Consider the following 25775-nt stretch of genomic DNA (forward strand, 5'->3'; position numbering starts at 1 on the left):
GGACGCCCCCGCACCCCCGCAGGTCACCGGGCGGCACACGGGGTGCTCGCATAGACTCGCCGGGTCATGCACAGCCCCGGCACCCCCCGCATCCCCCACGTCCCGGACTCCTACGTACGTGTCCGCGACGCCCGCGAGCACAACCTCCAGGGCGTCGACGTCGACATCCCGCGGGACGTGTTGACCGTGTTCACAGGCGTCTCCGGCTCCGGAAAGTCGTCCCTCGCCTTCGGCACGATCTACGCGGAGGCCCAGCGCCGCTACTTCGAGTCGGTGGCGCCGTACGCCCGCCGGCTGATCCACCAGGTAGGCGCCCCGAAGGTCGGCGAGATCACCGGCCTCCCTCCCGCGGTCTCCCTCCAGCAACGCCGCTCGACCCCGACCTCCCGCTCCTCTGTGGGCACGGTCACCAACCTCTCGAACTCCCTCCGGATGCTGTTCTCCCGAGCGGGCGACTACCCGCCCGGCGCGGAACGCCTCGACTCGGACGCCTTCTCCCCCAACACGGCGGCGGGCGCGTGCCCGGAGTGCCACGGCCTGGGCCGGGTCCACCGCACCACCGAGGAGTCCCTCGTCCCCGACCCCTCCCTCTCGATCCGCGGGGGCGCGATCGCCGCGTGGCCGGGCGCCTGGCAGGGCAAGAACCTGCGCGACATCCTCGACACCCTCGGACACGACGTGGACGTGCCGTGGCGCGACCTCCCCACGGAACAGCGGGAGTGGATCCTGTTCACGGACGAACAACCGGTGGTGACGGTCCACCCCGTCCGGGACGCGGACCGCATCCAACGCCCGTACCAGGGCACGTACATGAGCGCCCGCCGCTACGTCATGAAGACGTTCGCGGACACAAAGAGCCCGACCCTACGGGCGAAGGCGGAACGCTTCCTGACCAGCGCCCCCTGCCCGCTGTGCGGGGGCAGCAGACTGCGCGCCGAGTCCCTCGCGGTGACCGTCTCGGGCCGCACGATCGCCGACCTGGCCGCGCTGCCACTCGCGGAGTTGGCGAACACACTGCACGGCACATCGGAGGCGGCACGCGTCCTCACCGAGGACCTCACCTCCCGCATCGCCCCGATCCTCGAACTGGGCCTCGGCTACCTCAGCCTGGACCGCGCGACCCCCACCCTCTCGGCAGGCGAACTCCAACGCCTGCGCCTGGCAACCCAGTTGAGGTCCGGCCTCTTCGGTGTCGTCTACGTCCTGGACGAACCGTCCGCCGGCCTGCACCCCGCGGACACGAAGGCCCTGCTCACGGTGCTGGACCGGCTCAAGGCGGCGGGCAACTCGGTGTTCGTGGTGGAGCACCACCTGGACGTGATGCGCGCCGCCGACTGGCTGGTGGACGTGGGCCCGCTGGCCGGCGAGCACGGCGGACGGGTACTGCACAGCGGACCGGTGGCGGAGCTCGCGGCGGTGGAGGAATCGGCGACGGCCCGCTTCCTCTTCGACGGTTCCCCCACGCCTGCCCGCGAAGTCCGTTCACCGCGAGGCGAGTTGAAGGTGGGCCCGGTGACGCGGCACAACCTGCGCGCCGTGACAGCGGAGTTCCCCTTGGGCGTGTTCACAGCGGTCACCGGCGTCTCGGGTTCAGGCAAGTCCACACTGATCGGCGAGATCACCGAGGAACTGCCGGGCGTGGGCCGCCTGGTGTCGGTGGACCAGAAGCCGATCGGCCGCACCCCACGCTCGAACCTGGCGACGTACACCGGCCTCTTCGACGTCGTCCGCAAGGTGTTCGCGTCGACGGACGAAGCACGCCTACGGGGTTACGGCGTCGGCCGGTTCTCCTTCAACGTGACGGGCGGCCGCTGCGAGACCTGCCAGGGCGAGGGCTTCGTCAGCGTAGAGCTGCTCTTCCTCCCCAGCACCTACGCCCCGTGCCCCGACTGCGGCGGGGCGCGCTACAACCCCGAGACACTCCAAGTGACGTACCGGGGACGGAACATCGCACAGGTCCTCGACCTGACGGTGGAGAGCGCGGCGGAGTTCTTCGCGGACACTCCGTCCGTGGCCCGCAGCCTGACCACGCTCCTGGACGTGGGCCTCGGCTACCTCCATCTGGGCCGGCCCGCCACCGAGTTGTCCGGCGGCGAGGCCCAACGCATCAAACTGGCCACGGAGTTGCAGCGCGCCCGCCGCGGCCACACCCTCTACCTCCTCGACGAACCGACAACCGGCCTCCACCCTGCCGACGTCGAAGTCCTCCTCCGCCAACTCCACGGCCTCGTCGACGCCGGCCACACCGTGGTGGTGGTCGAACACGACATGGCGGTGGTGGCGGGCGCGGACTGGGTGATCGACATGGGGCCGGGTGGAGGGGAAGAGGGCGGAAGGGTCGTGGCGGCAGGGCCGCCGAGGAAGGCAGCAAGGGCGAGCGACAGCGCAACGGCCCCCTACCTGGCAAACGCGCTAGCGTAGACCCCCTTCTTTCAGGGGCGCGGGGAACTGCGCGACCAGCCCCCACCGGCCGGCACCCGACCAACTACCTCAGAAGCCCGACAACCAACTCCCGGGGCAACCCATAAGTGTCGTGAAGGTAGCGATACTCCTCATCACCCAACACCCCCCGAAACTCAGGCCGGGACAACACCCGCCGCCCCCGCTCGAGAAGCTGACTGAATCGCCGCTCCTCCTCCAGCAAAACCCCCCGCACAGAGCCCCCACCAACAAGCTCCCCCGGCAAATCACCCAACGTACGAGAGTCGTCACCCCGCCGCAGAACGGTAAGCACCCGCCGAATCAACCGCCGCACCACATAGCCCCGCCCGGTGTTGGACGGCCGCACCCCTTCCCCGATGACGACGACGCTCGACCGCAGATGGTCACAGACGACCCGCAGGGACCGCTCGTCCAGATCCCACAGCGTCGGAACAATCCGCACCCACGGCTCGAACACATCCGTCTCATAGACCGACCGGCGCCCTTGAAGGACGGACACCAGCCGCTCCAACCCCATCCCCGTATCAACGCTCACCTGCCGCAACGGAACGAGCCCACCGTCCTCACCCCGCTCAAGCCGCATGTGCACGTGGTTCCAGATCTCCACCCAGCGCGAATCACTGGTAGGGCTCCCCTCCGGCGGCCCGTCCCCGGTCCAGAAGAAGATCTCCGAGTCAGGCCCACAGGGCCCCACAGGCCCGTTGGACCACCAGTTCTCGTCCCGGGTCGACTCAACCGGCAGCCCCAACTCCCGCCAGGTACCCAGCGATTCAAGATCAGGCCCAACCTGCTCATCGCCGCCGAAGACAGTGACGTACAACTTCTCGCGCGGGATACCGAAGCCGTCCCGCAGCAGCTCGTACCCCCAACGCAGGCTCTGTGGATGGCCGTAGTCGCCCAACGACCATGAGCCGAGCATGTCGAACACGGTCAGGTGGGTGAGGTCGCCGACCTCGTCGAGATCCGTGGTGCGCAGACAGCGTTGGACGTTGACCAGCCGCCGCCCCTGTGGATGCGGGCGGCCCTGGAGGTACGGCGTGAGCGGGTGCATGCCGGACGTGGTGAAGAGGACCGGGTCCGAGGGCGGCGGCAGGAGCGAGCTTCCGGTGATCAGCTCGTGCCCGCGTTCGCGGTAGAAGTCGAGGAACGTACGGACGACGTCGTCGGTGTTCATGGCGGTGAGTCCTTCGCGGGTCGGTCGGGGACCGGAAGGGACCGCGGGGCGGCGTGCGAGAGGGCTGGAAACGACACACCCGGCGGTCCGTTTCCGGCCGCCGGGAGAGGTCAGTGAGGTTCAGGCGTCGGCGGCCGGCGAGCTGGTCGCTCGCGCGGTCGCGGTGGTGTGGGTGTGCCTGATGATCCTCATGGACGCAACGCTAACAGGACGCCTCCGCGCCGTCCTGCGGATTTTCAGCTGGGTCTGCGCCACCGACGTGCAGTGGTCCTGGTGCTGGGGCTGAGCGGCGACCCCGGCCTGCGCCGCGTGGGCGAGGGAGCGGCGGTCGGGGTGGCTGCCGGGGGCGATGGTCTCGCCCACCTCCACCTCGGCGACGAGCCCGCGCGTCGACACGACCCGCCACACCGAGGTGAGCAGGGAGTCGCTGCCGACGAAGGCGGGCGCGGTGCTGGCGGTGCCGTCGGTCAGGTAGTGCAGGCCGACGGGCTGGACGGGGACTCCGGCGTCGAGTGCGGCCTGGAAGACGGCCCGCCGGAAGTGGCCCTGGGCCCGGCCGCACCAGGTGCTGCCCTCGGGGAAGACGGCGACCGCCCCGCCTGCGCGCAGGGCGCCCGCGATGGAGGCGACCGTCTCGGGGAGGGCGCTCAGCCGGTCGCGGTCGATGAACAGGGCGCCGCTGCCCGCGGTCAGTGTCCCGGCGACGGGCCAGTGCCGGATCTCGGCCTTGGCCAGCATGCGGGCGGGGCGTACGGCGGCCAGCAGCGGGATGTCCAGCCACGAGATGTGGTTGGCCACCAGCAGCAGTCCGCCGGTGGACGTGGTGGTGCCGGTGATGCGGAGCCGGATGCCGGCGGACCGGACGATCGTCCGACACCACCAGCGCACCGCGCGGGCGGGGATCCGCTTGCCGACGGGGGTGAGTGCGGCCCCGGCGGCCACCACGACCAGGACCGTCACGAAGCGCAGCACGGCGCGCGGTACGGCCGTGACGGACCCCTTCGACTCGATGCACGACCTGGGGGTGCAGGGCGCGCTGGGCAGCCAGACGCTCATCACGCCGGGACGAGCGAGAGGAAGTGCCGCAGATAGCGCGGGTTGACCCGGCGCATCGACAGCAGCACGTACAGGTCGGCGACCCCGAAGTCCGGGTCGTGGGCGGGCTCGCCGCACACCCAGGCGCCCAGGCGGACGTATCCGCGCAGCAGCGGCGGGAGTTCGACGCGGCCGGCGGGGCGGGTGACGCCGTCGGCGCTCCAGGGCAGCACCGGGCGGACCCGGAACTCCTCGGGGGCGAGGTGCTTGGCGCTGACCCGGTCCCAGGTGCCGGCGGCGAGGGCGCCGCCGTCGGCGAGCGGGATGGAGCAGCAGCCGGCGAGCCACTCGTGGCCGCGGTCGACCATGTAGCGGGCTATGCCGGCCCAGATGAGGCCGATGACGGCGCCGTCGCGGTGGTCGGGGTGGACGCAGGAGCGGCCGACCTCGACGAGGCCCGGGCGGATCGAGTCGAGGGGGGCGAGGTCGAACTCGCTCTCCGAGTAGAGCCGTCCGGCGACCGCGGCGCGCTCGGGCGGCAGCAGCCGGTAGGTGCCGACCACCTGCCCGGTGACCGTGTCGCGGACGAGGAGGTGGTCGCAGTAGGCGTCGAAGGCGTCGACGTCCAGGCCGGGCTGCGGGCTGGACAGGTGGGCGCCCATCTCCCCGGCGAAGACGTCGTGCCGCAGCCGCTGCGCGGCACGCACATCGTCCTCGTCGCGGGCGAGCGTGACGGTGTAGCGGGTCGGCGCGGCGGGCTGCGAGGGACGGTCGAGGGTGGAAACGCCGGTCATGGCTCTCCCTGATCACGGGCCGGGTTCGGCGGGGGAACTGGCTGGCCGGTTCCGTAAGTCCAGCCGCAACAGTTCTTCCTACGCCGGGCGTCCTGCGCGTGACCTGTGCCCGGAGCCGGGATGTGGGCTTGTTGAACGGCGTCCTCACACCCCGGTGCCCAGCACCTGGCGTTCACTCGGGCGCGGTCCGGCGGTGTCCCGGAACGGCGGCCGACGGCCGTAAGCCGTCAACGACGGGGGTCCGATGGGAGTTCCCCGATCCCCTCGGCCGGTCGAAAATGCCTGGCGGGACCGGGGATGAGCACCACTCCCGGTCCCGCCCGTCCGCACCTTGTCGGCGAACGTTCTTGTCCCATGAGGGAGTTCGCGCGGGAGTTCAGCGCTTGGCGGCCTTGCGGGTGGCCCGCAGCCATTCCTTGTTCATGCCGGTGATGGAGACCAGCGGGATGCCCTTCGGGCAGGCGGTGGCGCACTCGCCGGCGAGGGTGCAGCCGCCGAAGCCCTCGTCGTCCATCTGCGCGACCATGTCGAGGACGCGGGTCTCGCGCTCGGGGGCGCCCTGCGGAAGGACGTTGAGGTGGTTGACCTTGGCGGAGGTGAAGAGCATCGCGGCCCCGTTCGGACACGCGGCGACGCACGCTCCGCAGCCGATGCACTCGGCGTGCTCGAAGGCGAAGTCGGCGTCCGGTTTGGGTACGGCGGTGGCGTGAGCCTCGGGGGCGGCGCCGGTCGGGGCGGTGATGTAGCCGCCGGCCTGGATGATCCGGTCGAAGGCCGAGCGGTCGACCACGAGGTCCTTGACGACCGGGAAGGCGGAGGCGCGCCACGGTTCGATGTCGATCGTGTCGCCGTCCTCGAAGGACCGCATGTGGAGCTGGCAGGTGGTGGTGCGCTCCGGGCCGTGCGCGTCTCCGTTGATGACGAGGGAGCACGCGCCGCAGATGCCCTCGCGGCAGTCGTGGTCGAAGGCGACCGGGTCCTCGCCCTTGAGGATGAGTTCCTCGTTGAGGGTGTCGAGCATCTCCAGGAACGACATGTCCGTGGAGATTCCGTCCACTTGGTAGGTGGACATGGCGCCTTCGGCGTCGGCGTTCTTCTGCCGCCAGACGCGCAGGGTGAGCTTCATGCGTAGCTCCGCTGAGTGGGGTGGACGTACTCGAAGACCAGGTCTTCCTTGTGCAGTACGGGAGACGATCCGGTGCCGGTGAACTCCCAGGCGGCCGCGTAGCTGAACTCCTCGTCCCTGCGCTCCGCTTCGCCGTCCGGGGTCTGCGACTCCTCGCGGAAGTGACCGCCGCAGGACTCGGCGCGGTTGAGTGCGTCGAGGCACATCAGCTCGGCGAGTTCGAGGTAGTCGACGATCCGGTTCGCCTTCTCCAGCGACTGGTTGAACTCCTCGCCGGTGCCCGGGACCTTGATCCGCCGCCAGAACTCCTCGCGGATCTGCGGGATGCGTTCCAGCGCCTTGCGCAGTCCGCTGTCGGTGCGGGCCATGCCGCAGAACTCCCACATGAGTTCGCCGAGTTCGCGGTGGAAGGAGTCGGGGGTGCGGTCGCCGTCCACCGCGAGGAGGAGGTTGAGCCGGTCCTCGGTCTCCGCCAACACCTCCTGTACGGCGGGGTGTTGGACGCCGATCTCCTCGTGTCCGGGGTTCCGCGCGAGGTAGTCGTTGATCGTCGCCGGGAGGACGAAGTAGCCGTCGGCGAGGCCCTGCATCAGCGCGGAGGCGCCGAGGCGGTTGGCGCCGTGGTCGGAGAAGTTGGCCTCGCCGATCGCGAACAGGCCCGGGATCGTGGTCTGGAGGTCGTAGTCGACCCAGAGTCCGCCCATCGTGTAGTGCACGGCCGGGTAGATCCGCATCGGGACCGTGTACGGGTCCTCGGCGGTGATCCGGGCGTACATGTCGAAGAGGTTGCCGTACTTCTCCTCGACGGCCTTCCGCCCCAACCGCCCGATGGCGTCGGCGAAGTCGAGGTAGACGCCCTGTCCGCCGGGGCCGACGCCCCTGCCCTCGTCGCACACGTTCTTGGCGGCGCGGGAGGCGATGTCGCGGGGCACGAGGTTGCCGAAGGCCGGGTAGATGCGCTCCAGGTAGTAGTCGCGCTCGGCCTCGGGGATCTCGTTCGGCGGGCGCTGGTCGCCCTGCGCCGTCGGCACCCAGATCCGGCCGTCGTTGCGCAACGACTCGCTCATCAGCGTGAGTTTGGACTGGTGGTCGCCGGTGCGCGGGATGCAGGTGGGGTGGATCTGCGTGAAGCACGGGTTGGCGAAGAGCGCGCCGCGCCGGTGCGCCCGCCAGACGGCGGTGGCATTGGAGTTCATGGCGTTCGTCGACAGGTAGAAGACGTTGCCGTAACCACCGCTGGCGAGGACGACGGCGTCCGCGAAGTACGTGTCGATACGGCCCGTGATCAGATCGCGGGCGACGATCCCCCGCGCCTTCCCGTCCACGACGATCAGGTCGAGCATCTCGGTGCGCGGGTGCATCTCGATGTTCCCGGCGGCGATCTGCCGGGACAGGGCCTGGTAGGCGCCGAGGAGGAGTTGCTGCCCGGTCTGGCCACGGGCGTAGAAGGTCCGCGACACCTGCACACCGCCGAAGGAGCGGGTGTCGAGCAGGCCGCCGTACTCGCGGGCGAAGGGCACGCCCTGCGCGACGCACTGGTCGATGATCTCCACCGAGATCTGCGCCAGGCGGTGGACGTTGGACTCGCGGGCCCTGAAGTCGCCGCCCTTGACGGTGTCGTAGAAGAGGCGGTGGACGGAGTCGCCGTCGTTGCGGTAGTTCTTCGCCGCGTTGATGCCGCCCTGGGCGGCGATCGAGTGGGCGCGGCGCGGGGAGTCCTGATAGCAGAACTGGACGACGTGGTAGCCCTGTTCGGCGAGGGTGGCGCCCGCGGAGCCGCCCGCGAGGCCGGTGCCGACGACGATCACCGTGTGTTTGCGCCGGTTGGCGGGGTTGACGAGTTTGGCCTCGAAACGGCGCGTGTCCCAGCGCTCGTTGACGGGGCCGGTGGGCGACTTGGTGTCGGTGACGGGTTCCCCGGTCGTGAAGTCGGCGTATTCAAGGGCCATTTCAGCTCACCACTCCGGTCATGACGCCCACGGGCACGGCGATGAAGCCGGCCGTGAGCAGCAGCGCGAGGACATTGGCGACGGTCTTCAGGGCGCGGTCGCGGCTGCGGCTGCCCGCGCCGAGGGTCTGGGCCGCGCTCCAGAAGCCGTGCCGGACGTGCAGGCCGAGGGCGAGCATCGCGACGATGTAGATGGTGTCGCCGTACCAGGTGGAGAAGGTGTCCACGACGTTCTGGTACGGGTGGCCCTCCTGGAAACCGCCCGAGTGCACGGTGCCGGTCGTCAGGTCGAGGATGTGCCAGACGATGAACAGGGCGAGGATGATGCCGCCCCAGCGCATGGTGCGGGTGGCGTAGGGCGCCCGGCGTTTCTTGTGCACGTACTTGCTGGGGCGCGCCTTGATGTCGCGGCGGCTGAGCTGGTACGCGGAGACGGCGTGGGCGATCACGGCGACGACGAGGACGATCCGGATGAGCCAGAGCGTCCACTCGTAGTGCATGAAGGGTTCGCCGACGGTGCGCAGCCAGTGGGCGTAGTGGTTGAACTCGCCCGCGCCGAAGAAGATCTTCAGGTTCCCGATCATGTGGACGACCAGGTACAGCAGCATGATCAGGCCGCTGACCGCCATCACTGTCTTCTTGCCGACGGAGCTGTCCCACACCGTGCGCGCCATCGACGGCCGTCGGTCCGTCCGCGTTGCCAGAGCCATGTCTACGGACGCTAGACGCCCGAGGGCCGATCGGTCCAAGACATGGTCTGCCTGGTTTCCATAGGCTGCAGCTATCGTAGGTGCATGCAGTTCCAGCAGCTCCAGTACTTCGTGGCCGTCGCCGAGACCCGGCACTTCACCCGGGCCGCCGATCTGGTCCATGTCGCACAGCCCTCGCTGTCCCAGCAGATCAAGGCGCTGGAGCGGGAGCTGGGCGCGGACCTGTTCCTGCGGGCCCGCGGCAACATCACGCTCACGGACGCGGGCGAGGCGCTGCTGCCACTGGCCCGACGCATCCTGGCCGACGCGGACACGGCCCGGCACGAGGTACAGGAACTGGCCCAACTCCGAAGCGGGCGGATCAGGTTGGGCGCGACCCCGAGCCTGTGCACGGGCCTGCTCCCGGACGTCCTCCGCGCCTTCCACGACCGCTATCCGGGCATCCGGCTGCTGATCGAGGAGGGCGGTTCGCACGATCTCGTACGCGAACTCGCGCGCGGCGCCCTCGACTTGGCGCTGGTGGTCCTTCCCTTGCCCACCCCCTCACCGGCGTTGACGACGGTGGAGCTGCTGCGCGAGGACCTCGTGGTCGTGTCCTCCCCGGAGGCACCGGCACCGGGCCGCGGCCGGATGGTACGGATCTCCGACCTCGAGGGCGAACGCCTGGTGATGTTCCGGCACGGCTACGACCTGCGTGAACTGACCGTCGCCGCGTGCCGCGCCGAGGGCTTCGAACCCGACTTCGCGGTGGAGGGCGGCGAGATGGACGCGGTCCTCGGCTTCGTGCGGGCGGGGCTCGGCGTGGCCGTCGTACCGCGCATGGTCGCGACGAAGTCCGGGCGGGGGCTGCGGGTGACCCCGCTGGCCCGTCCCGGACTGCACCGGACGATCGCCCTCGCACACCGCAGCGATGTGGCTCCGCCGCGGGCTGCGAGGGAGTTGCAGCGGATGTTGTTGGAGCGGTGAGGGAGGCGAGGTGAGCTGCGCGGGCTCGGCGGGGACGGGCTGGTGCGGGCCGGTTGCAGCAGATGCGCGGGCTCGGCGGGGTGGGTGGTGCGGATGCCGGTTGCAGCGGAAGCGCGGGCTGCGGGTTCGGGAGGTGGCGGGCGCGGATGTCGGCTGCGGCGGCTGCGGTGAATCCCCCACGAACTCGGTGGGCCCCTGGTCCGCATGCCGCGGGAGCTGTGAGTCGCAGCGCCTCGCCCGGGCGCTGTCGCTGATGCCCGGCGCAGCAGGTGCTACGGGAGCAGCCCGCCTCGCGAGCTCGCCCGGACGCCGGCGCGGATGCCGGATGCCGGATGCCGGATGCCGGATGCGCCAGCTGATGTGGAAGCGGTGAACCCCCGCGAACCCTGCCGGACCCTCGTGCGGATGCCGTAGGCCTGGTGAGCCTCGGCGCCCCACCAAGGCGCTGCCGCTGGCGCCCAGCGCAGCAGGTGCTACGGGAGCGGTCCGCCTCCCGGGCCCACCCGTGCGCTGGCGGCTGTGGAAGCGGTGAACCCCGCGAACTCGGCGGGACCCTGATCCGCATGCCGCGGGAACCGTGAGCCGCAGCGCCTCGCCCGGGTGCTGCGGCTGACGCCGATCGCGCCAGTGCGGTGGGAGCAGTCAGCCTCGCGGGCCCGCCCCGGCGCCAGGTGTGGCAGGTGGTGCGGGGGCGGGGCCGTGTGGTTCCGCGCGGTCGCCGCTGCCGGTGCCGAGTGCGGTAGGCGCCGTAGGAGCAGCGGGAACCGGGCTGCGCCGTACGGGAGTTCATCGTCCCCCGGCTCACCAGGTCGGGATGAAGCCTCCGTCGATCACCAGGTCGCTGCCGGTGAGGTTGGCCGCTCGGTCGCCGGCTAGGAAGAGGGCCACGTCGGCGATCTCGGTGGGCTTGGAGAAGCGGCCGGTGACGGTGGCGCCGGCGGCCTGGGCCGCGACCTCGGCCGGGGTGAGGCCGGTGGCGGCCGACACGGTTTCGGCCACGCCACCGCCGCCGAGCCACAGTTCCGTCTCGACCGGGCCGGGGCTGACCGTGTTGACGCGGATGCCCTTCGGGCCGACCTCCTTGGACAGGGCCTTGGAGAAGGCGACCAGGGCGGCCTTGCCCGCGCTGTAGTCGATGACCAGTGGGTCGGGCAGCGTGGCGTTGACCGAGCCGATCGTGATCACGGAGCCCCGGCCTGCGGCCAGCATCAGGGGCAGGGCGGCGCGGGTGACACGTACCGCCGTGAGCAGGTTGAGGTCGAGAGTGCGCTGCCAGTCCTCGTCGGTCACCGAGAGGAAGCCGCCGGTGCGGGGCGGTGCCGTACCGACGTTGTTCACCAGGATGTCCACACGCCCGTCGGCCGCCTCGATCAGCCGCTCGGCCGCGCCGCGCTCCGCGAGGTCGACCGGTACCCAGGTGACGGAGCCCTCCTTGACCAGCGCGTCCAGCCCCTCGGTGGTCGTACGGGACCCGGCGACGACGCTCGCGCCCGCCCCGGCCAGCGCCGTCACGACCGCCAGCCCGATGCCCTTGCTGGCGCCCGTCACCACGGCGGTCCTGCCCTGCAGTTCGGTACTCATCGAGCCCAACTCCTTCGGTGAGGCGCGGGAGGCTGTTCGATCAGCTGTTTGGTCGGCTGTTCGGCCGCCATGAGGGCATCCTCCCCCGCCGACGCCTCGCGCACAGGTCCTGGTCGATGTCCGGCGGCACCGGAGTCCCCTGGTGGTAGAACATCCGCCAGCCCGTCTCCTCGTCGCGCTTGCGCCACAGGGAGGTGCGGCGGGCGCGGCGGCCGTCGAAGTCGGTCTCGTGGCGGAGCTGCACCAGGCCCGGGGCCAGGACGATGCCCGTGATGGCGGACGGGCGGTAGCGGGGACCGTCCGCCGCGCTGCCCGCGTGCTCGGGGAGCCACGCGAGCATGTGCTCGTACGTGTAGTGCCTCCCCGAGTCGCCGACCTCGACGTACTCCGGGTCCAGCAAGCGGACGGCCTCGCCGCGGGAGGAGCGGACGGCCGGGTCCATGAGGGCCAGTTCGCCCTCGATCGCCTGGTTCACGTCGTCCGACGCATGTGCTTCGTCATTCACCCGCACATGATCACCCGCGAACCCGGGCCTCCCGCAAGCGACTTACGCCCTCACCCCGTCGCGTCCACCAGCGCCAGGTCGTGCAGCCGCTCCGGCGGGCCGGGGCGGGCGTAGTACCAGCCCTGGGCCGTGTCGCAGCCCAGTATGCGGAGCTGTTCGGCCTGGGCGCCGGTCTCGACGCCCTCGACCGTCACCGCGAGGTTCAGGCTGTGGGCGAGGGAGACGATGCCCTCGACGATCTTGAGGTCGACGGGGTCGGCCGGGAACTGCTGCATGCTCTGGGTGAAGGAGCGGTCCAGCTTGAGGATGCTGACCGGCAGCCGGCGGAGGTTGGCGAGGTTCGAGTAGCCGGTGCCGAAGTCGTCCAGGGCGATGTCGACGCCCATCTCGGCGAGGCGCCGCAGCGGCTTCAGGAGGTCGTCGTCGGCGCCGATCAGCGCCGACTCGGTGACCTCCAGGCAGAGCGCGTCGGGGGCGACGCCGGTGCGCTCCAGGATGTCGACGGTGTCCTGGACCAGGCCGGGGTGGGTGAGCTGGCAGGGCGAGAGGTTGACGTTGATGCGCAGGGGGACGCCGTCGCCGTAGGTCTCGCGCCAGGCGCGGGCCTGTCGTACGGACTGTTCCAGGACCCAGCGGCCCAACGGGACGATGAGGCCGGTGTGTTCGGCGAGCGGGATGAAGCGGTCGGGGCCAAGGACGCCGTGCTGCGGGTGCAGCCAGCGGACGAGGGCCTCGGCGCCGCGCACGCTGCCGTCGCCGAGGTGGACCAGCGGCTGGTACTCGATGAAGAACTCGTTGCGGTCCAGGGCGGCCGGAAGTGCCGTCGTCAGGCCGTGGCGTGTGATCGCGCGGGCGTCGGCCTCGGGGTCGGCGAGTTCGAAGCGGTTGCCGCCCGCGGACTTGGCTCGGTACATCGTGATGTCGGCGCTGCGCAGCACCTCCGCCGGACCGCGCTCGCCGGCCGGGCCCTCGACGATGCCGATGGAGCCGCGCACGGTGAGGTCACGGCCGTCGATGCTGACGGGGGTGATCAGCGCGTTCATGATGCGGCCCGCGAGTTCGTCGACCTCGCGCTCGGTGTCGGGGCCGGTGGTCAGCGCGACGAACTCGTCGCCGCCGAGCCGGGCGACCATCTCGCCGGGCGCGGTCGCGCAGGACTGCAGCCGGTCGGCGACCTCGACGAGGAGCCGGTCGCCCGCCGCGTGGCCGAGGCTGTCGTTGATGGTCTTGAAGCCGTCGAGGTCGAGGTAGCACAGGCCGAACCGCTGGTTGTTGCCCGCGCCCAGCGCCTTCTCCAGACGTTCGAAGAACAGGGTGCGGTTCGGGAGGCCCGTGAGCGCGTCGTGCGTCGCCTCGTAGCGCAGCCGCAGGTTGAGCAGCCGCCGCTCGGTGGTGTCCTCCATGAGGGCGAGCTGGTACTGCGGGTTGCCGTCGGCGTCGCGCAGCAGGGAGACCGTGAGGTTGGTCCACAGGACCGTTCCGTCAGGCCGGTAGAACGCCTTCTCGACGTGGTAGTGCTCGCGCTCGCCGCGGACGAGTTCGTCGTAGAGGGTCCAGGTCTGGGGGGCGTCGTCCGGATGGGTCCACTCGCGGACGTTGCGGCCGCCCATGGTCTGGTCGTTGATGCCGAACATGCGCAGCAGCGCGCCGTTGACCTGGAGGATGTTGCCGTCGAGGTCGGCCATGCCGATACCTATGGCCGCGCCCTCGAAGACCGCGCGGAAGCGGGCCTCGGTCGCGTGCAGGGCCTGGGCGACGACGCCCTGGGCCTGGAGCGCGGCCACCGAGATGGCCTCCTGCTCGGCCAGGGTGCGCTCGCGCAGTGCCTGGGCGAAGCCGGCGGCCATGGCGTGCTGGAGGCGGGCCGAGCGGATCCGCAGGTCCTCCTGGGAGCCGTCGCCGCCGCAGTAGAGCACCAGGTAGGCGTCGACGCACTCCAGGCTGCGGGTGAGGGCGTCGGGGTCGGTGCAGTGCGCGGAGACGAGGGCGGCGCCGACCGCCTTGCCCTCCTCGGCCTCGAAGGTCCTGGCGCGCAGTGCCTCGCTCAACCGCCGTGCCAGCGGCAGGAGAAGCTCCTCGAACTCGGGCCGGGTCAGCGACGTGGAGGTCGCCGGGAACACCGCCCGGCTCCAGATGGTCGCGAACCTGCGCAGTCTGCCTTCCGGCCCGTCCGGCTCCGCGATCACGCCGCGCGTCCTACGCCGGCGAAACCCGAGTAGGAGAACGGATCCTCGTCCTCCGCCGTGTCCGGCCGCCAGTCCGGCATCGGCACCAGTCCCGGTTCCACCATGTCGTACCCCTCGAAGAACCGCGCGATCTCGTCGCGCGAGCGCATGATCAGCGGATTGCGAATGTCCTTGTACACGTCCACCGCGCCCTCCGCCCGCTCCGGTGGCAACGGGATTCCCTCGTACGAGGCATGCGTGAGGATCAGCAGGCTGCCGGGCGCGAGTGCCTCGCGCAGCTGTGCCACCGCTCCGTACGGGTCGTCCGCGTCTTCCACGAAGTGCAGTATGGCAACGAGAAGCAGCGCCACTGGCCGATTCACGTCGATCAGCCGCTGCACCTCGGCGCTCGCCAGGATCTCCTGGGGCTTGCGGAGGTCGGCCGCGACAACGTCCGCGGTCGCGTTGCCCGCGAGGACGGCCTGGCTGTGCGCGACCGCCACCGGGTCGTGGTCGACGTACATGACATGGGCGCCGGGGATGGCCTTCTGGGCGACCTCGTGGACGTTTCCGAAGGTGGGAATTCCGGAGCCGATGTCGAGGAACTGGGTGATGCCCTCGGCGGCCGCGAAACGTACGGCGCGACGCATGAACGCCCGGTTCGCCTGCATGATCTTGGGAAGTCCCGGGAGGAACTCCATGGCCTTGCGGGCCGCCTCCCGGTCGACCTCGAAGTTGTGCGAACCGCCCAGGTAGTAGTCGTAGATACGCGAAACGCTCGGCACCGAGATGTCGATGCTTCGTGGTGCCCAGGCGGGACGCTCCATGTATCTCTCCAAGGCGTAGGCGATCCGGTGTTCGAGCTGAGGCTACTGATCGCCCGCCAAAGGGTCGAGCGGAAACGGAAATTGACCATCCGTTCCCGCTGATTGCCGGTGGCACGTGCCGAATTGACGTGCGGGACATGCGGAGAAGCGCGGAGAATGCCGGAATTGGCGCGCGGAATACGCCAAAGGGGTCCGCCCCCTCCGTGCGGTGCGGAGGGGGCGGACCTGGGTCGCGCGCGCTGCTGTGTTGTTCGGCATTTCTGTCGCTTGCCCGCGACCCTCCCTTCCGCGTTTCGGGTGCCGAGTGGGCGGGGGGCGATCAACCCTGGGGAGGTTCTCGCTACTCCGCGGGCGCGCCGACCGGCTTGCCTTCAGGGGAGACGGCGTACCAAGTGCCGCCCACGCCCTGTCCGTTGGTCTGTCCGGCGGCCGTGTCACCGGAGAAGGTGTAGATGGGCCAGCAGTTGACGGTCATCTGCTTGACGCCGTCGGGGCGGGTGAAGCCCATGAGGCCCTTCTTCTGCACACCCTTGGTGTCGTTCGCCGAGACGATGCCGACGGCCGGCCACTTGTCCGCGCAGGCACCGAGGCAGTTCGAGACCGACTTCGGCCATGCCTTGTCCTTGAGGAAGCGGTAGACCGTACGGCCGTTCTTGTCGACGACGATGTCGCCGAGCTTGGCGTCCTTGCGGACGGAGAGGCCGGGCAGCGAGGCGAGGGTCGCCTTCTTGCCGTCGGGGGCGAGCGCGTACCACTTGCCGCCCACGCCCTGGCCGTTGACGTCACCGGCGTTGACGTCCTTGGCGTAGCGGTAGGCGGGCCAGCCGCCGATGGTCAGCTGCTTGGTGCCGTCGGTGCGGGTCACCTCGCCGAGCAGGGACTTGTCGATACCGGCGCCGGCCGTGGCGTCGTCCGCGGGAACCGGCGGCCACGCGGTGGCGCAGTCGCCGTCGCAGTTCGACTTGGGGGGATTGGCCGTGTCGGCGTCGAATCGGTAGAGAGTGAGGCCGGCACCGTCGCTCAGCACCTTGCCGAGGTCGGGGTTGCTGGCAACAGTCAACTGGCCCGCGGGCTCGGCGGCCGCGGCCTGCTGGCCGTCGGCTCCGTAACCGTTGCCGGCACCGGTGCTGGCGCTCGCCGTTGCACCGACGCTTCCGTAACCTCCGGCCGCCGCCGTGGCACCGACGTTCTGTGCCGCAGAGGAAGGCGTGGTCACGTTTTCCGAACCGCACGCCGCCGTCAACGCCATGACGGACACGGCCGTCGCCGCGAGTGAGGCGCTCCGCCAGGAGGTCTTCATCGTCAACTCCCCATAATCACCTGGATGTTGCAGCGCCCGTCTGTGCCGCCGCACGGTCCTAGGTACGGGTGGGGACCACGGAAGTGTTCAACCGCCGCACAAATTTCTTTCCGACCCCTGTGACCCGGCGGGTCCGTCTCGTACGCCCGTGCGCATCCGGCCATGCCCGGCGGTCGGTGCGTCAAACGGCCGTACCCCGTCTTCCACTCCTTCGGGGCATTCCTCCCGCGCCCCGGCGCGCCCCCGCCCGCGAGGGCTCATGATCTCCGTCGTGCATGGACCCGAACCGACCCGAACCGCCCTCGCCGCAAGGGTGTTGACCCTGGTGACGCTGACCTGGCTGCTGGCGGGCGCACCGGCGGGCCTGGCAGCGGCCGACGCGTGCGCGTACGCCTCGACGGGGCCCGACGGCACGGAGGCGGTGGCGGTCGCGGGGGGCGACTGGCCTACTCCCCCGGTCTGCCCGAAGCCGACCCCGCCGCCGCCCTGCCCCTCGCCGACCCCCACCCCGCCACCGCCGAAGCCCACACCGCCTCCTCCGCCGAAACCCACCCCGACCCCGACACCCAAGCCGACGCCGAAGCCGCGGCCCACGCCTAAGCCGACCCCGCCGCCGCCCGCTCCGGCGCCGCGCCCGGCCCCTGCGGCTCCGGTGCCTCGGGTGATCCCGACACCGACGCCCACGCCGACACCCACTCCGACTCCGACTCCGACTCCGACGCCATCGCCCAAGCCCACCCCGCATCCCTCGGCGGCCCCGGTGAGTTATCCGAAGTACCACGCCCAGCCGCGTCCGCGGCCGGCCACCAACCAGACGCCGCCGGTCGTCTACGTCCTGCTCATCACCCTGCCCGCGGTGGTCGCCATCGTCGCGCTGCGTCCACGCTGATCCCCGGAGGAACCTCTTGTCGGAATGGCTTGTTCTCGTCCTCGCGATGGCGGCGGCCTGTGTCGTCGTCGTCATCGTCACCTTCCTTCGCGAACGCTCGGCGTCCGAGGACGAGGACCCCAGTGAGACCCCGGACGTCATCGAGTACATGACGATGTGGATCGGCGTGGTGTACGCCATCGTCCTGGGCCTCGCGATCGCCGGCGTCTGGGAGGCCCGCAGCGCCGCCCAGGACCATGTGCAGGCGGAGGCACAGGCGCTGCACGAGATCTCGGAGCGGGTGCGGGTCTACCCGCCCGCCGAGCGTGACCGCGTCCGGGCCGACGTCGAGGCCTATGTCTCACAGGTCGTCAACGTCGAGTGGAAGACGATGGCCGACCACGAGAAGCTCACCCAGCGCGGCACCGACCTCCTGCAGCGCATCCGCGCCGACGTCACCGACTACCAGCCGACGACGGACTTCCAGGCGCAGGCCTACCAGCCGCTCGTCGACCAGGTGACGGCCGTGGACGCGGCACGCAACGCCCGTTCGGACTCCACCGGGGCGACCATGCCGTCGGTGGTGTGGTTCGGGCTGCTCGCCGGAGCCGTGATCACGATCGGCATGGTCTTCGCGCTGCAGATCCGGCGTACGACACGGGAGCTGATCCTCGCCGGGCTGTTCTCGGCGCTGATCGCCTTCCTGCTGTTCCTGATCTGGGACTTCGACGCGCCGTACAGCCGTGGCATCACGGCATCCGCGCAGCCGTTCCTGAACCTCTTCCCGCACATCAAGGACTGACGGCCCCTCACCGGAGCCGGTCACCGGGGGACGTCCGCCACACCGCGGGCGTCCCCCGGTCGCACGAACGGTGTCCCCTGTGCGGCCCACACCGTTGCCCCATTCGCGCGACTGCGATCGCGGGAGCGCACACATGTTCCTAGCGTTTCGGTCATCGAGGTGCATTTACGGCGCAAGCGGAAAAGGTCCGCTGCTGCTCCTCGGGGACCCGGAGGAATCACCATGCGCGCGATACGCGTCGCTTCGGCCGCACTGCTGGGCATCAGCGCCCTCGCCCTGTCCGCGCCGGTCGCCGTCGCGAAGGGCGACGGCAACCACAACATCACGCCGTTCGGCTTCAGCGTCCTGCCCTCGACGATCGCGGCGGGCGGCCAGGTGACCCTGCAGCTCGACCGCGACCAGGGCGGCTGCAAGGGCTCCGCCACGGTCTCCTCCGGGGTCTTCGACACCGTCCGGATCTCGCCGGGGCAGTCCTCGGCGTCGGCGATGGTCGACTGGGACGCGCGGCCGGGCGCGGTGTACCAGGTGACGTTCACGTGTGACGGCGTGAGCGGCTCCACGGGTCTGACCATCGCCTCCGGCCGCACGAACAACAACATCCAGCCGCTCCAGCCGGCCCAGCAGATTCCGCGAGGGGTCCACGCGGGTGAGGGCGGCAGCATCGCCGGCTTCGACCTCAAGGAGCTCGGCATCGGCGCGGCCCTCATCGCGGGCTCGGTGGGAGCGGCGTACCACTTCTCCCGCCGCCGTACCGGAGAGGACGGCGCCTGACCTCGGCACCACCCGCACAGGCCTTCGCCCCGGTACCCGCAAGGGTCCGGGGCGAAGGCCTGTCACATGCGCCTGAACTCCGAAGGGGAGGAGGTCAGATCCCGCGCTCGGTGCGGCGGCGCATCCAGAACACCCCGCCGCCCACGACGGCCGCGGCGACCAGGCCGCCGCCGATCGCCATGTCGGTCGGGGTCGCCCCGGCGCTGCTGCTGCCGCCGAGCCCGCCGCGGACACCGCCGATGACGGTGTAGGCGGAGTCACGGGTCAGCGAGGAGCCGTTGGAGCAGCGGACCGTGATGCTGTACGAGCCCGGGGTGGCCGACCGGCTGATCCTGGCCGTTCCGCTGGACGTCGTACCGGAGCCGCCGAGCAGGGAGAGGTTGGCGGGGCGTTCGAACCCCGGTGAGGTGGCGATGGCGTTGCCGCCGCTGAAGCACCCGTCGACCGTGACGGTGAGCTGTCCGCCGCGGGCGATCACGCTGGGCAGGGCGACGATGTTGCTGGGGCTGGCGCCCATGCCGTCCGCGACGGCCACCGGGGCGGCGAGCCCCAGGACGGCCACCGCGGCACCGGCGGCAGCCAGGGCACGAGTAGTACGCATGTCATCCTCCGCGGAAGGCGCCCCGGGACCCGTCCCCGGTCGATCGGCGAGAAAACGCCTCCCAGACGCACCCTCAGATGCCTTGCGCGCGCCCGCATTTCGAGAATGGTCCGTCCTGGTGAGAGGACACGCCGGAGGGAAAGCGCACAATCGGATATTGCCGCAGGTCACACACCGTCAGAAAAATCCTGTGACTGCCAACTCATATGGCGCACATAAGGATGTCCGGGCCACCCGTTCGCGCTTTCCCCGTCGCCGGTTCCGGCTTCGGGACTTAGCGTTCTCGTATGCGCGATTGACGTGGCGACGGCCGCGTCGAGAGGGGATGGCGAATGTCTGCGTCGGAGCTGTCCGAGCTTGCCGAAGAGGAGGAGCGGCAGAAGAAGCGCGCCCCGTGGGGAGTGATAGCGCTTGTTCTGCTGACCGGTCTCGCGCTCATTCGGAATGGTTCGGGGGAGTTCGACGTGGGGCCACCGCAGCCGGCCACGGCGGCCGCCGCGGACGCCCGGACCGGCCACACCACGTTCGGCAAGGTCCCGGCCCCGCTGCCGTACTCCGTGGCCGACCGGGTGCGGATCCCCGCGATCCGGGTCGACGCCCCGGTCATGCCGGTGGGCCTGGACGCGGACGGCTGGGTGGGCGCTCCGCCGCCGGAGGACCCGAATCTGGCGGGCTGGTTCACCGGCGCCGTCTCCCCCGGCGAAAAGGGCACGGCGGTCGTCGTCGGCCACGTCGACAACAAAATGGGCCCCGCCGTGTTCTACGGACTGGGGGCCCTCAAGAAGGGAAATCGCGTCGAGGTCGAGCGCAAGGACGGAAAGACGGCCGTATTCGAGATCTACGGCATCGAGGTCTTCGAGAAGAAGGACTTCCCCGGCGATCGTGTCTACGCGTCCAAGGGAACTCCGGAACTCCGTGTCATCACCTGCGGCGGCGGTTTCTCCAAGCAGAACGGCTACGACGGGAACGTCGTCGTCTTCGCCCGCCTGGTCGAGGTCCGCTGAGCGTTCCCCGGCCGGGCGGGCGAAGTCCCGTCAGGCGGTGGTGCGGCGGCGCGGCAGTGTCATGTGGTAGCCGGAGTCCAGCAGGTGCGGCAGGTATTCGCGCAGCGCCTTCACGCTCTGGGTCCGGTCGCCCCCGGCGTCGTGCGAGAGCACCACGACGCCGGGGGCGGCGCCGTCCTCGACCGCGTTGACGATGTGGGGGACGCCGGGGGTGTCCCAGTCGAGGGTGTCGACGGTCCACGCGAGGGGTTCCATGCCCATCTCGGAGCCGAGTTGGAAGGCGGCCCGGTTCCAGGCGCCGTAGGGCGCGCGGAACCATTGCGGGCGTTCGCCGTAGGCGTCCTCGATGACGTCGCTGGTGCGTTCCATCTCCGAGCGGATCTGACCCCGGGTCATCTTCGTGAGCAGCGGGTGGGACCAGGTGTGGTTGCCGACGATGTGGCCCTCGTCGGACATCCGGGCGAGCAGGTCACGGTTCCAGTCGGCCATCTCGCCGCACACGAAGAACGTGGCGCGGACGTCGTACTCGGCGAGGGTGTCGAGGATGTGCGGGGTGTAGCGGGGGTCGGGTCCGTCGTCGAAGGTCAGGACCATGGTGTTGCCGCGTCCGGACATGCGCAGGAAGGGTTCGTGCCGCACCGGGACGTGGGCGGGGGCGGCGTGGGGCGCGCTGTATCCGGCCACGGGCTGGAGGCGGTAGGAGGAGGGCTTGCGTGCGAGGCGCGGTGGGGGTCCGGCGGCGGGCGCGGCGGCCCGGACCGGGGCGTCGTCCGAGAGTCCGGAGTACAGCAGACCGGCGGTGCCGGCCGCCCCGACGGCGGCGGCGCCGGCGAGCAGGGCCCGTCGGCGCGTGAGCAACTGATCCTTCTTCATGACTCATCAGTCGCCCGTGCGGGACCCGGCGCCCCACGGCAACACCGGTGCGGCGGCAGGAAAACACCCGCCCGGCCCAGCGTTCGCGCGCTCAGCGGCGCCGGACGAGGGGGAACGGCAGCGTCTCACGGATGGTCAGGCCGGTGAGGAACATGACGAGTCGGTCGACGCCGATGCCGAGTCCGCCGGTGGGCGGCATCGCGTATTCGAGGGCGTCGAGGAAGTCCTCGTCCAGCTCCATCGCCTCGGGGTCTCCCCCGGCGGCGAGCAGCGACTGCGCGGTGAGGCGGCGGCGCTGTTCGACGGGGTCGGTCAGCTCGGAGTAGGCGGTGCCGAGTTCGGTGCCGAACGCGACGAGGTCCCAGCGTTCGGCGAGCCGCGGGTCGGTGCGGTGCTGGCGGGTGAGCGGGGAGACGTCGGTCGGGAAGTCCTTGTAGAAGGTGGGCAGCCGGGTCGGCTCCTCCACCAGCCGCTCGTACATCTCCAGTACGACGTCCCCGCGCCCGTCGTCGGCGCCGTACGGCACACCCGCGCGGTCGCACAGCCGGTGCAGGCGGGCCAGTTCGGTGTCTGCGTCGATCTCCTCGCCGAGCGCCTCGGAGATCGCGCCGTGGACGGTCTTGACCGGCCAGGTCCCGGAGATGTCGTACTCCTGGCCGTCCTTGCGGGCGACGGGCGAGCCGAAGGCGGCGGTCGCGGCACCCTGGATGAGTTCGCGGACGAGGTCGAGCATCACGTCGTAGTCGGCGTACGCCTGGTAGGCCTCCAGCATCGTGAACTCGGGGTTGTGCTTGTAGGAGACGCCCTCGTTGCGGAAGGTACGGCCCATCTCGAAGACCTTCTCCATACCGCCGACGCAGAGCCGCTTGAGGTACAGCTCGGGAGCGATGCGCAGATAGAGGTCCAGGTCGTAGGCGTTGATGTGGGTGGTGAAGGGGCGGGCGTTGGCGCCGCCGTGGATCTGCTGCAGCATCGGGGTCTCCACCTCCAGGTAGCCGCGCTCCAACAGGCCCTGCCGCAGGGCCTGTACGGCGGTGGAGCGGGCGCGCACCACATCGCGGGCGGCGGGGCTCGCGACGAGGTCGAGGTAGCGCATGCGGACCTTGGCCTCGGGGTCGGTGAGGCCGCGGTGTTTGTCGGGCAGCGGGCGCAGGCACTTGCCGGTGAGCTGCCAGGAGGTGACGAAGACGGTGGGCTCGCCCTTGTCGCTGGTGCCCGCGCGGCCCGTCGCGGTGATGTGGTCGCCGATGTCGGTGTCCGTGACGAAGCGGTCGAGGTCGGGGCCCGACTCGGCTCGGGTGAGGGCGAGTTGGTGGCCGCCGGACCAGTCGCGCAGGGTGAGGAAGACGATGCCGCCGAGGTCGCGCACGAGCATCACCCGCCCGGCGACGGTGACTTGGTCCCCCGTGCGGACCTCGGCGAGGGTGTGGGTGCGCTGCGGGACGCCGACCGGGTAGGGGTCGATGCCGGCGGCGCGGAGGCGGTCGAGCTTGTGGTGCCGGACGCGGACCTGTTCGGGCAGGCCGCTCTCAGGACCGTCGGCCTCGCCCCCGCTGTCGAGGCCGAGCACCGACAGGGGCGGCAGGTCCGCCGTGGTCGCGGGCCGCGGTCCGCTCTTCTGGTGCCCCTTTCCCCAGAGTTGGCGCAGCGACGGTACGGAGACGAAGCCCTCGGCGATACCCGAGGCGAGGCTGATGCGGGCCAGGGAGGCGGTCTCGCCGTAGCAGATGAAACGGGGGTACCACTCGGGGTGGTACTTGGCGTTGGAGCGGTAAAGGGCCTCCAGTTGCCACCACTTGGAGAAGAACAGCAGGAGGCGGCGCCACAGGCGGAGCACCGGGCCCGCGCCGATGCGGGCGCCCTCCTCGAAGGCCGAGCGGAACACGGCGAAGTTGAGGGAGATCCGGCGGACGCCCAACTTCGGTGCGGCGGCGCAGAGTTCGGCGACCATGAACTCCATGACCCCGTTCGGGGCGGTGCGGTCGCGGCGCATCAGGTCGAGCGAGACGCCGTCGCTGCCCCAGGGGACGAGGGAGAGCAGGGCGAGCAACTTGCCGTCCTCGCCGAGGGCTTCGACCAGGAGACAGTCACCGTCGGCCGGGTCGCCCAGGCGGTCCAGGGCCATGGAGAAGCCGCGTTCGGTCTCGGTGTCGCGCCAGGCGTCGGCGCGGTCGACGACCTCCTCCATCTCCGTGTCGGTGAGGGTCGCGTGGCGGCGGATACGGCAGGTGGCACCGGCGCGGCGGACGCGGCTCACGGCCTGGCGGGTGACGCGCATGTCGCGGCCCGCGAGGTCGAACTCGGCGACGTGCAGGATGGCCTCGTCGCCGAGTTGCAGGGCGCCGAGTCCGGCGCGGGCGAAGGCTCGGGCGCCGTCCTCGGAGGCTCCCATCACCGCGGGTGCCCAGCCGTGGCGGCGGGCCAGGTCCAGCCAGGCGGCGATGGCGTGCGGCCAGGCCTCGCGGTCGCCGACCGGGTCTCCGCTGGCGAGGCAGACGCCGGCCTCGACGCGGTAGGTGACGGCGGCCTTGCCGCTGGGCGAGAAGACGACGGCCTTGTCGCGCCGGGTGGCGAAGTAGCCGAGGGAGTCGTGGCCGCCGTAGGTCTTCAGGAGGGCGCGGATGCGGTCCTCCTCGTCGCCGTGCAGGGCCGCTTCGAGGCGTTGGGAGCGGAAGAGGACGGTGGCCGCGTTCAGGAGGGCGAGCGCGCCGAACAGGCCGAGCAGGAAGAACAGGGCGCGGGGCGGGCGGCCGTCGAAGGAGCGGCCGGAGACCAGGCCGCCGCAGACCCGGTCGGCTGCCCAGCCGAGGTGCTGGCTCGTGGGCAGCGTGCCGGGGAACAGGGCGACGAGTCCCCAGCCGACGAGGATCGCGACGGCGAGCCCGACGAGGAGGACGGCGAGGGCCCGTCGTACGGCCGCGCGGCGGGACGCGGCATAGAACTGGCTGCGGGCCACGATCAGCAGGACCAGCAGCAGGACGCACACGATGAGGGACGGGAGGGACTCGGCGTACAGGCCCAGGGCCACGCCCAGGACGTCCGTCAGGACCAGCAGGCCGAGGTAGACGACGACCAGCCACCAGGCGATCCTCTTGCGGGCCGCGGTCGCGGCGGCGAGCAGGAACAGGAAGACGGCGTACGCGAGGTTGGCGCTGACCGGGACGATCAGCAGGTCGAGGAAGCGGACCACCGGGCGCAGTACGCGGCGCAGCGGGGCGATGAAGGCGAGCAGGACGCAGAGCAGGCCGAGGGCGCCGAAGAAGGTCGCGAAGCCCTCGGGCACATGGCTGAGGAAGCCGTGGCCGGGCGGCCGTATCGGACCCTTGGTGTCCTTGGGCCTGGCAGCCTCCACCGTGGCAGTCATGGTTCCGACTGTAGGAACAGGGCGGGCGGCCCGCCCGTCGAGCGCTCCCGGGCGGGTTCAGGACCTGGGGATTCCGATAGCCTCACGGCCGTGACGGAACAGCACTCAACTCAGTTCGAGCGGGGCACGGACGGGCCCAAGGTGATCGTGGCCGGAATGGACGGCTCCGACTCTTCCCTCCGGGCCGCGTCCTACGCCGCGGGCCTGGCCAGGCGCCAGGGCGCGCTGCTCGCCCTCGTGTACGTGCAGCCGGTGCTGGCGGCGGGCGCGGCCATGGGAGCACCGGTCGCCGACACGACCGACGAGATCGCCGAGAACCTCGTCGCCCAGATCCGCCACGAGACCGAGCGCGTGAAGGGGATATTCGACATCCGCTGGGAGTTCCACACGTTCCGCGGCGATCCCTACGGCGGCCTGGTGAAGGCGGCGGACGAACTCAAGGCCGACGCGGTCATCGTGGGCGCCTCGGAGCAGGCGGGGCACCGGATCATCGGCTCGGTGGCGGTGCGGTTGGTGAAGGCGGGGCGGTGGCCGGTGACGGTGGTGCCGTAGCCTCCGGCGGTTGGGCGGGGGTCGGTCACGGTGGTGGCATCACCGGTGGGGTGGGGTGGGATGGTGGCCGGTGATCGTTGGGCGGTGACCGTGTAGCCGGTGACGGTGGTGCCGTGGCCCGGCGGTGATGCCGTAACCGCCGGGCGGTAGTCGGTGGGGGCGGAGCGGTGGCCAGGCGGTGAGGCCCAAGCCGCCGACGGCCGCGCCGTAGACGGTGAAGGTGGAGCGCTCGCCGGGCGGTGACGCCCTAGCCGCCAGCGGCCGCGCCGCAGCCCGGCGGCCGCGCCGCAGCCCGGCGGCCGCGCCGCAGCCCGGCGGGGGCGCCGCAGCCCGGCGGCGGTAGTGCCATAGCCGGTGGTAATAGGGC

Annotated in this window: 22 protein-coding genes; 8 read left to right on the top strand and 14 right to left on the bottom strand. The window is 70.9% G+C overall.

The annotated features are described in order from the left end of the window. Positions 1–66: 66 nt before the first annotated feature. Complete coding sequence (locus tag OG504_RS08115) at positions 67–2421, top strand: ATP-binding cassette domain-containing protein (RefSeq protein ID WP_405989137.1); 2355 nt, start codon at positions 67–69, stop codon at positions 2419–2421. A 64-nt stretch (positions 2422–2485) separates the two neighbouring features. On the opposite strand, the gene OG504_RS08120 is transcribed toward OG504_RS08115, so the two are convergent. From OG504_RS08120 to OG504_RS08145, 6 genes are all read right to left on the bottom strand, one after another. Continuing rightward, positions 2486–3616 (bottom strand): alanine--tRNA ligase-related protein, encoded by a 1131-nt coding sequence (locus OG504_RS08120; RefSeq protein ID WP_405989138.1) that lies wholly within the window; start codon positions 3614–3616, stop codon positions 2486–2488. A 120-nt stretch (positions 3617–3736) separates the two neighbouring features. Beyond that, positions 3737–4672, bottom strand: a complete 936-nt coding sequence (locus OG504_RS08125; protein WP_405989139.1) for a lysophospholipid acyltransferase family protein — start codon at positions 4670–4672, stop codon at positions 3737–3739. Further along, entirely contained in the window at positions 4672–5445 is a 774-nt protein-coding gene (locus tag OG504_RS08130; RefSeq protein WP_405989140.1) for a GNAT family N-acetyltransferase, read from the bottom strand. Before OG504_RS08130 ends, OG504_RS08125 begins: the two co-directional genes overlap by 1 nt. A 376-nt stretch (positions 5446–5821) precedes the next feature. Then, positions 5822–6571 (bottom strand): succinate dehydrogenase/fumarate reductase iron-sulfur subunit, encoded by a 750-nt coding sequence (locus tag OG504_RS08135; RefSeq protein WP_318020470.1) that lies wholly within the window; start codon positions 6569–6571, stop codon positions 5822–5824. Further along, positions 6568–8520, bottom strand: coding sequence for a fumarate reductase/succinate dehydrogenase flavoprotein subunit (locus OG504_RS08140; RefSeq protein ID WP_405989141.1), 1953 nt, complete (start codon positions 8518–8520; stop codon positions 6568–6570). Before OG504_RS08140 ends, OG504_RS08135 begins: the two co-directional genes overlap by 4 nt. A gap of 1 nt (position 8521) precedes the next feature. Beyond that, positions 8522–9193 carry a succinate dehydrogenase gene (locus OG504_RS08145; protein ID WP_405996276.1) on the bottom strand — a complete coding sequence of 224 codons (672 nt, stop codon included), beginning with the start codon at positions 9191–9193 and terminating at the stop codon, positions 8522–8524. 120 nt (positions 9194–9313) lie between these two features. Between OG504_RS08145 and OG504_RS08150 the strand changes: the two genes are divergently transcribed. After that, a complete protein-coding gene (locus tag OG504_RS08150; RefSeq protein WP_405989142.1) occupies positions 9314–10195 on the top strand; it encodes a LysR family transcriptional regulator in 882 nt (293 codons plus the stop codon). A gap of 801 nt (positions 10196–10996) precedes the next feature. On the opposite strand, the gene OG504_RS08155 is transcribed toward OG504_RS08150, so the two are convergent. The 5 genes from OG504_RS08155 to OG504_RS08175 form a co-directional block, all read right to left on the bottom strand. After that, positions 10997–11776: an SDR family NAD(P)-dependent oxidoreductase gene (locus tag OG504_RS08155; protein ID WP_405989143.1), complete on the bottom strand. Its 780-nt coding sequence runs from the start codon at positions 11774–11776 to the stop codon at positions 10997–10999. A gap of 40 nt (positions 11777–11816) precedes the next feature. Further along, complete coding sequence (locus OG504_RS08160) at positions 11817–12218, bottom strand: DUF4440 domain-containing protein (RefSeq protein WP_405996277.1); 402 nt, start codon at positions 12216–12218, stop codon at positions 11817–11819. Between the two features lie 113 nt (positions 12219–12331). After that, entirely contained in the window at positions 12332–14467 is a 2136-nt protein-coding gene (locus tag OG504_RS08165; protein WP_405989144.1) for a putative bifunctional diguanylate cyclase/phosphodiesterase, read from the bottom strand. Continuing rightward, positions 14464–15273, bottom strand: a complete 810-nt coding sequence (locus OG504_RS08170) for an SAM-dependent methyltransferase (protein WP_405989145.1) — start codon at positions 15271–15273, stop codon at positions 14464–14466. The genes OG504_RS08165 and OG504_RS08170 overlap by 4 nt, the downstream gene beginning before the upstream one ends. Positions 15274–15613: 340 nt before the next feature. Continuing rightward, the gene (locus tag OG504_RS08175; protein ID WP_405989146.1) at positions 15614–16573 is read right to left on the bottom strand and encodes an SCO0930 family lipoprotein; all 960 of its coding nucleotides are present in this window, start codon (positions 16571–16573) and stop codon (positions 15614–15616) included. A gap of 381 nt (positions 16574–16954) precedes the next feature. Here OG504_RS08175 and OG504_RS08180 point away from each other — a divergent pair, with 381 nt between their 5' ends. The 4 genes from OG504_RS08180 (at position 16955) to OG504_RS08195 (ending at position 19014) form a co-directional block, all read left to right on the top strand. After that, positions 16955–17173 carry a hypothetical protein gene (locus OG504_RS08180; RefSeq protein ID WP_405989147.1) on the top strand — a complete coding sequence of 73 codons (219 nt, stop codon included), beginning with the start codon at positions 16955–16957 and terminating at the stop codon, positions 17171–17173. Between the two features lie 160 nt (positions 17174–17333). Beyond that, entirely contained in the window at positions 17334–17462 is a 129-nt protein-coding gene (locus OG504_RS08185) for a hypothetical protein (RefSeq protein ID WP_405989148.1), read from the top strand. 46 nt (positions 17463–17508) lie between these two features. Further along, positions 17509–18243: a DUF4239 domain-containing protein gene (locus OG504_RS08190; protein ID WP_405996278.1), complete on the top strand. Its 735-nt coding sequence runs from the start codon at positions 17509–17511 to the stop codon at positions 18241–18243. A gap of 222 nt (positions 18244–18465) precedes the next feature. Further along, positions 18466–19014 (top strand): hypothetical protein, encoded by a 549-nt coding sequence (locus tag OG504_RS08195; protein WP_318020460.1) that lies wholly within the window; start codon positions 18466–18468, stop codon positions 19012–19014. Positions 19015–19108: 94 nt separating this feature from the next. Here the strand turns inward: OG504_RS08195 and OG504_RS08200 are convergent, their stop codons facing one another. Next, positions 19109–19615 (bottom strand): hypothetical protein, encoded by a 507-nt coding sequence (locus OG504_RS08200; protein WP_393756116.1) that lies wholly within the window; start codon positions 19613–19615, stop codon positions 19109–19111. A gap of 332 nt (positions 19616–19947) precedes the next feature. Between OG504_RS08200 and OG504_RS08205 the strand changes: the two genes are divergently transcribed. Then, a complete protein-coding gene (locus OG504_RS08205; protein ID WP_366491755.1) occupies positions 19948–20619 on the top strand; it encodes a class F sortase in 672 nt (223 codons plus the stop codon). Positions 20620–20649: 30 nt separating this feature from the next. Here the strand turns inward: OG504_RS08205 and OG504_RS08210 are convergent, their stop codons facing one another. Then, positions 20650–21492 (bottom strand): polysaccharide deacetylase family protein, encoded by an 843-nt coding sequence (locus tag OG504_RS08210; protein WP_405989149.1) that lies wholly within the window; start codon positions 21490–21492, stop codon positions 20650–20652. A 91-nt stretch (positions 21493–21583) separates the two neighbouring features. Next, a complete protein-coding gene (lysX, locus tag OG504_RS08215) occupies positions 21584–24856 on the bottom strand; it encodes a bifunctional lysylphosphatidylglycerol synthetase/lysine--tRNA ligase LysX (protein WP_405989150.1) in 3273 nt (1090 codons plus the stop codon). Positions 24857–24946: 90 nt separating this feature from the next. On the opposite strand from lysX, the gene OG504_RS08220 reads away from it, so the two are divergent. Further along, positions 24947–25408 carry a universal stress protein gene (locus tag OG504_RS08220; RefSeq protein ID WP_019057588.1) on the top strand — a complete coding sequence of 154 codons (462 nt, stop codon included), beginning with the start codon at positions 24947–24949 and terminating at the stop codon, positions 25406–25408. Positions 25409–25775 lie beyond the last annotated feature (367 nt).

It is taken from the genome of Streptomyces sp. NBC_00986 (assembly GCF_045162565.1).
GTDB lineage: Bacteria > Actinomycetota > Actinomycetes > Streptomycetales > Streptomycetaceae > Streptomyces.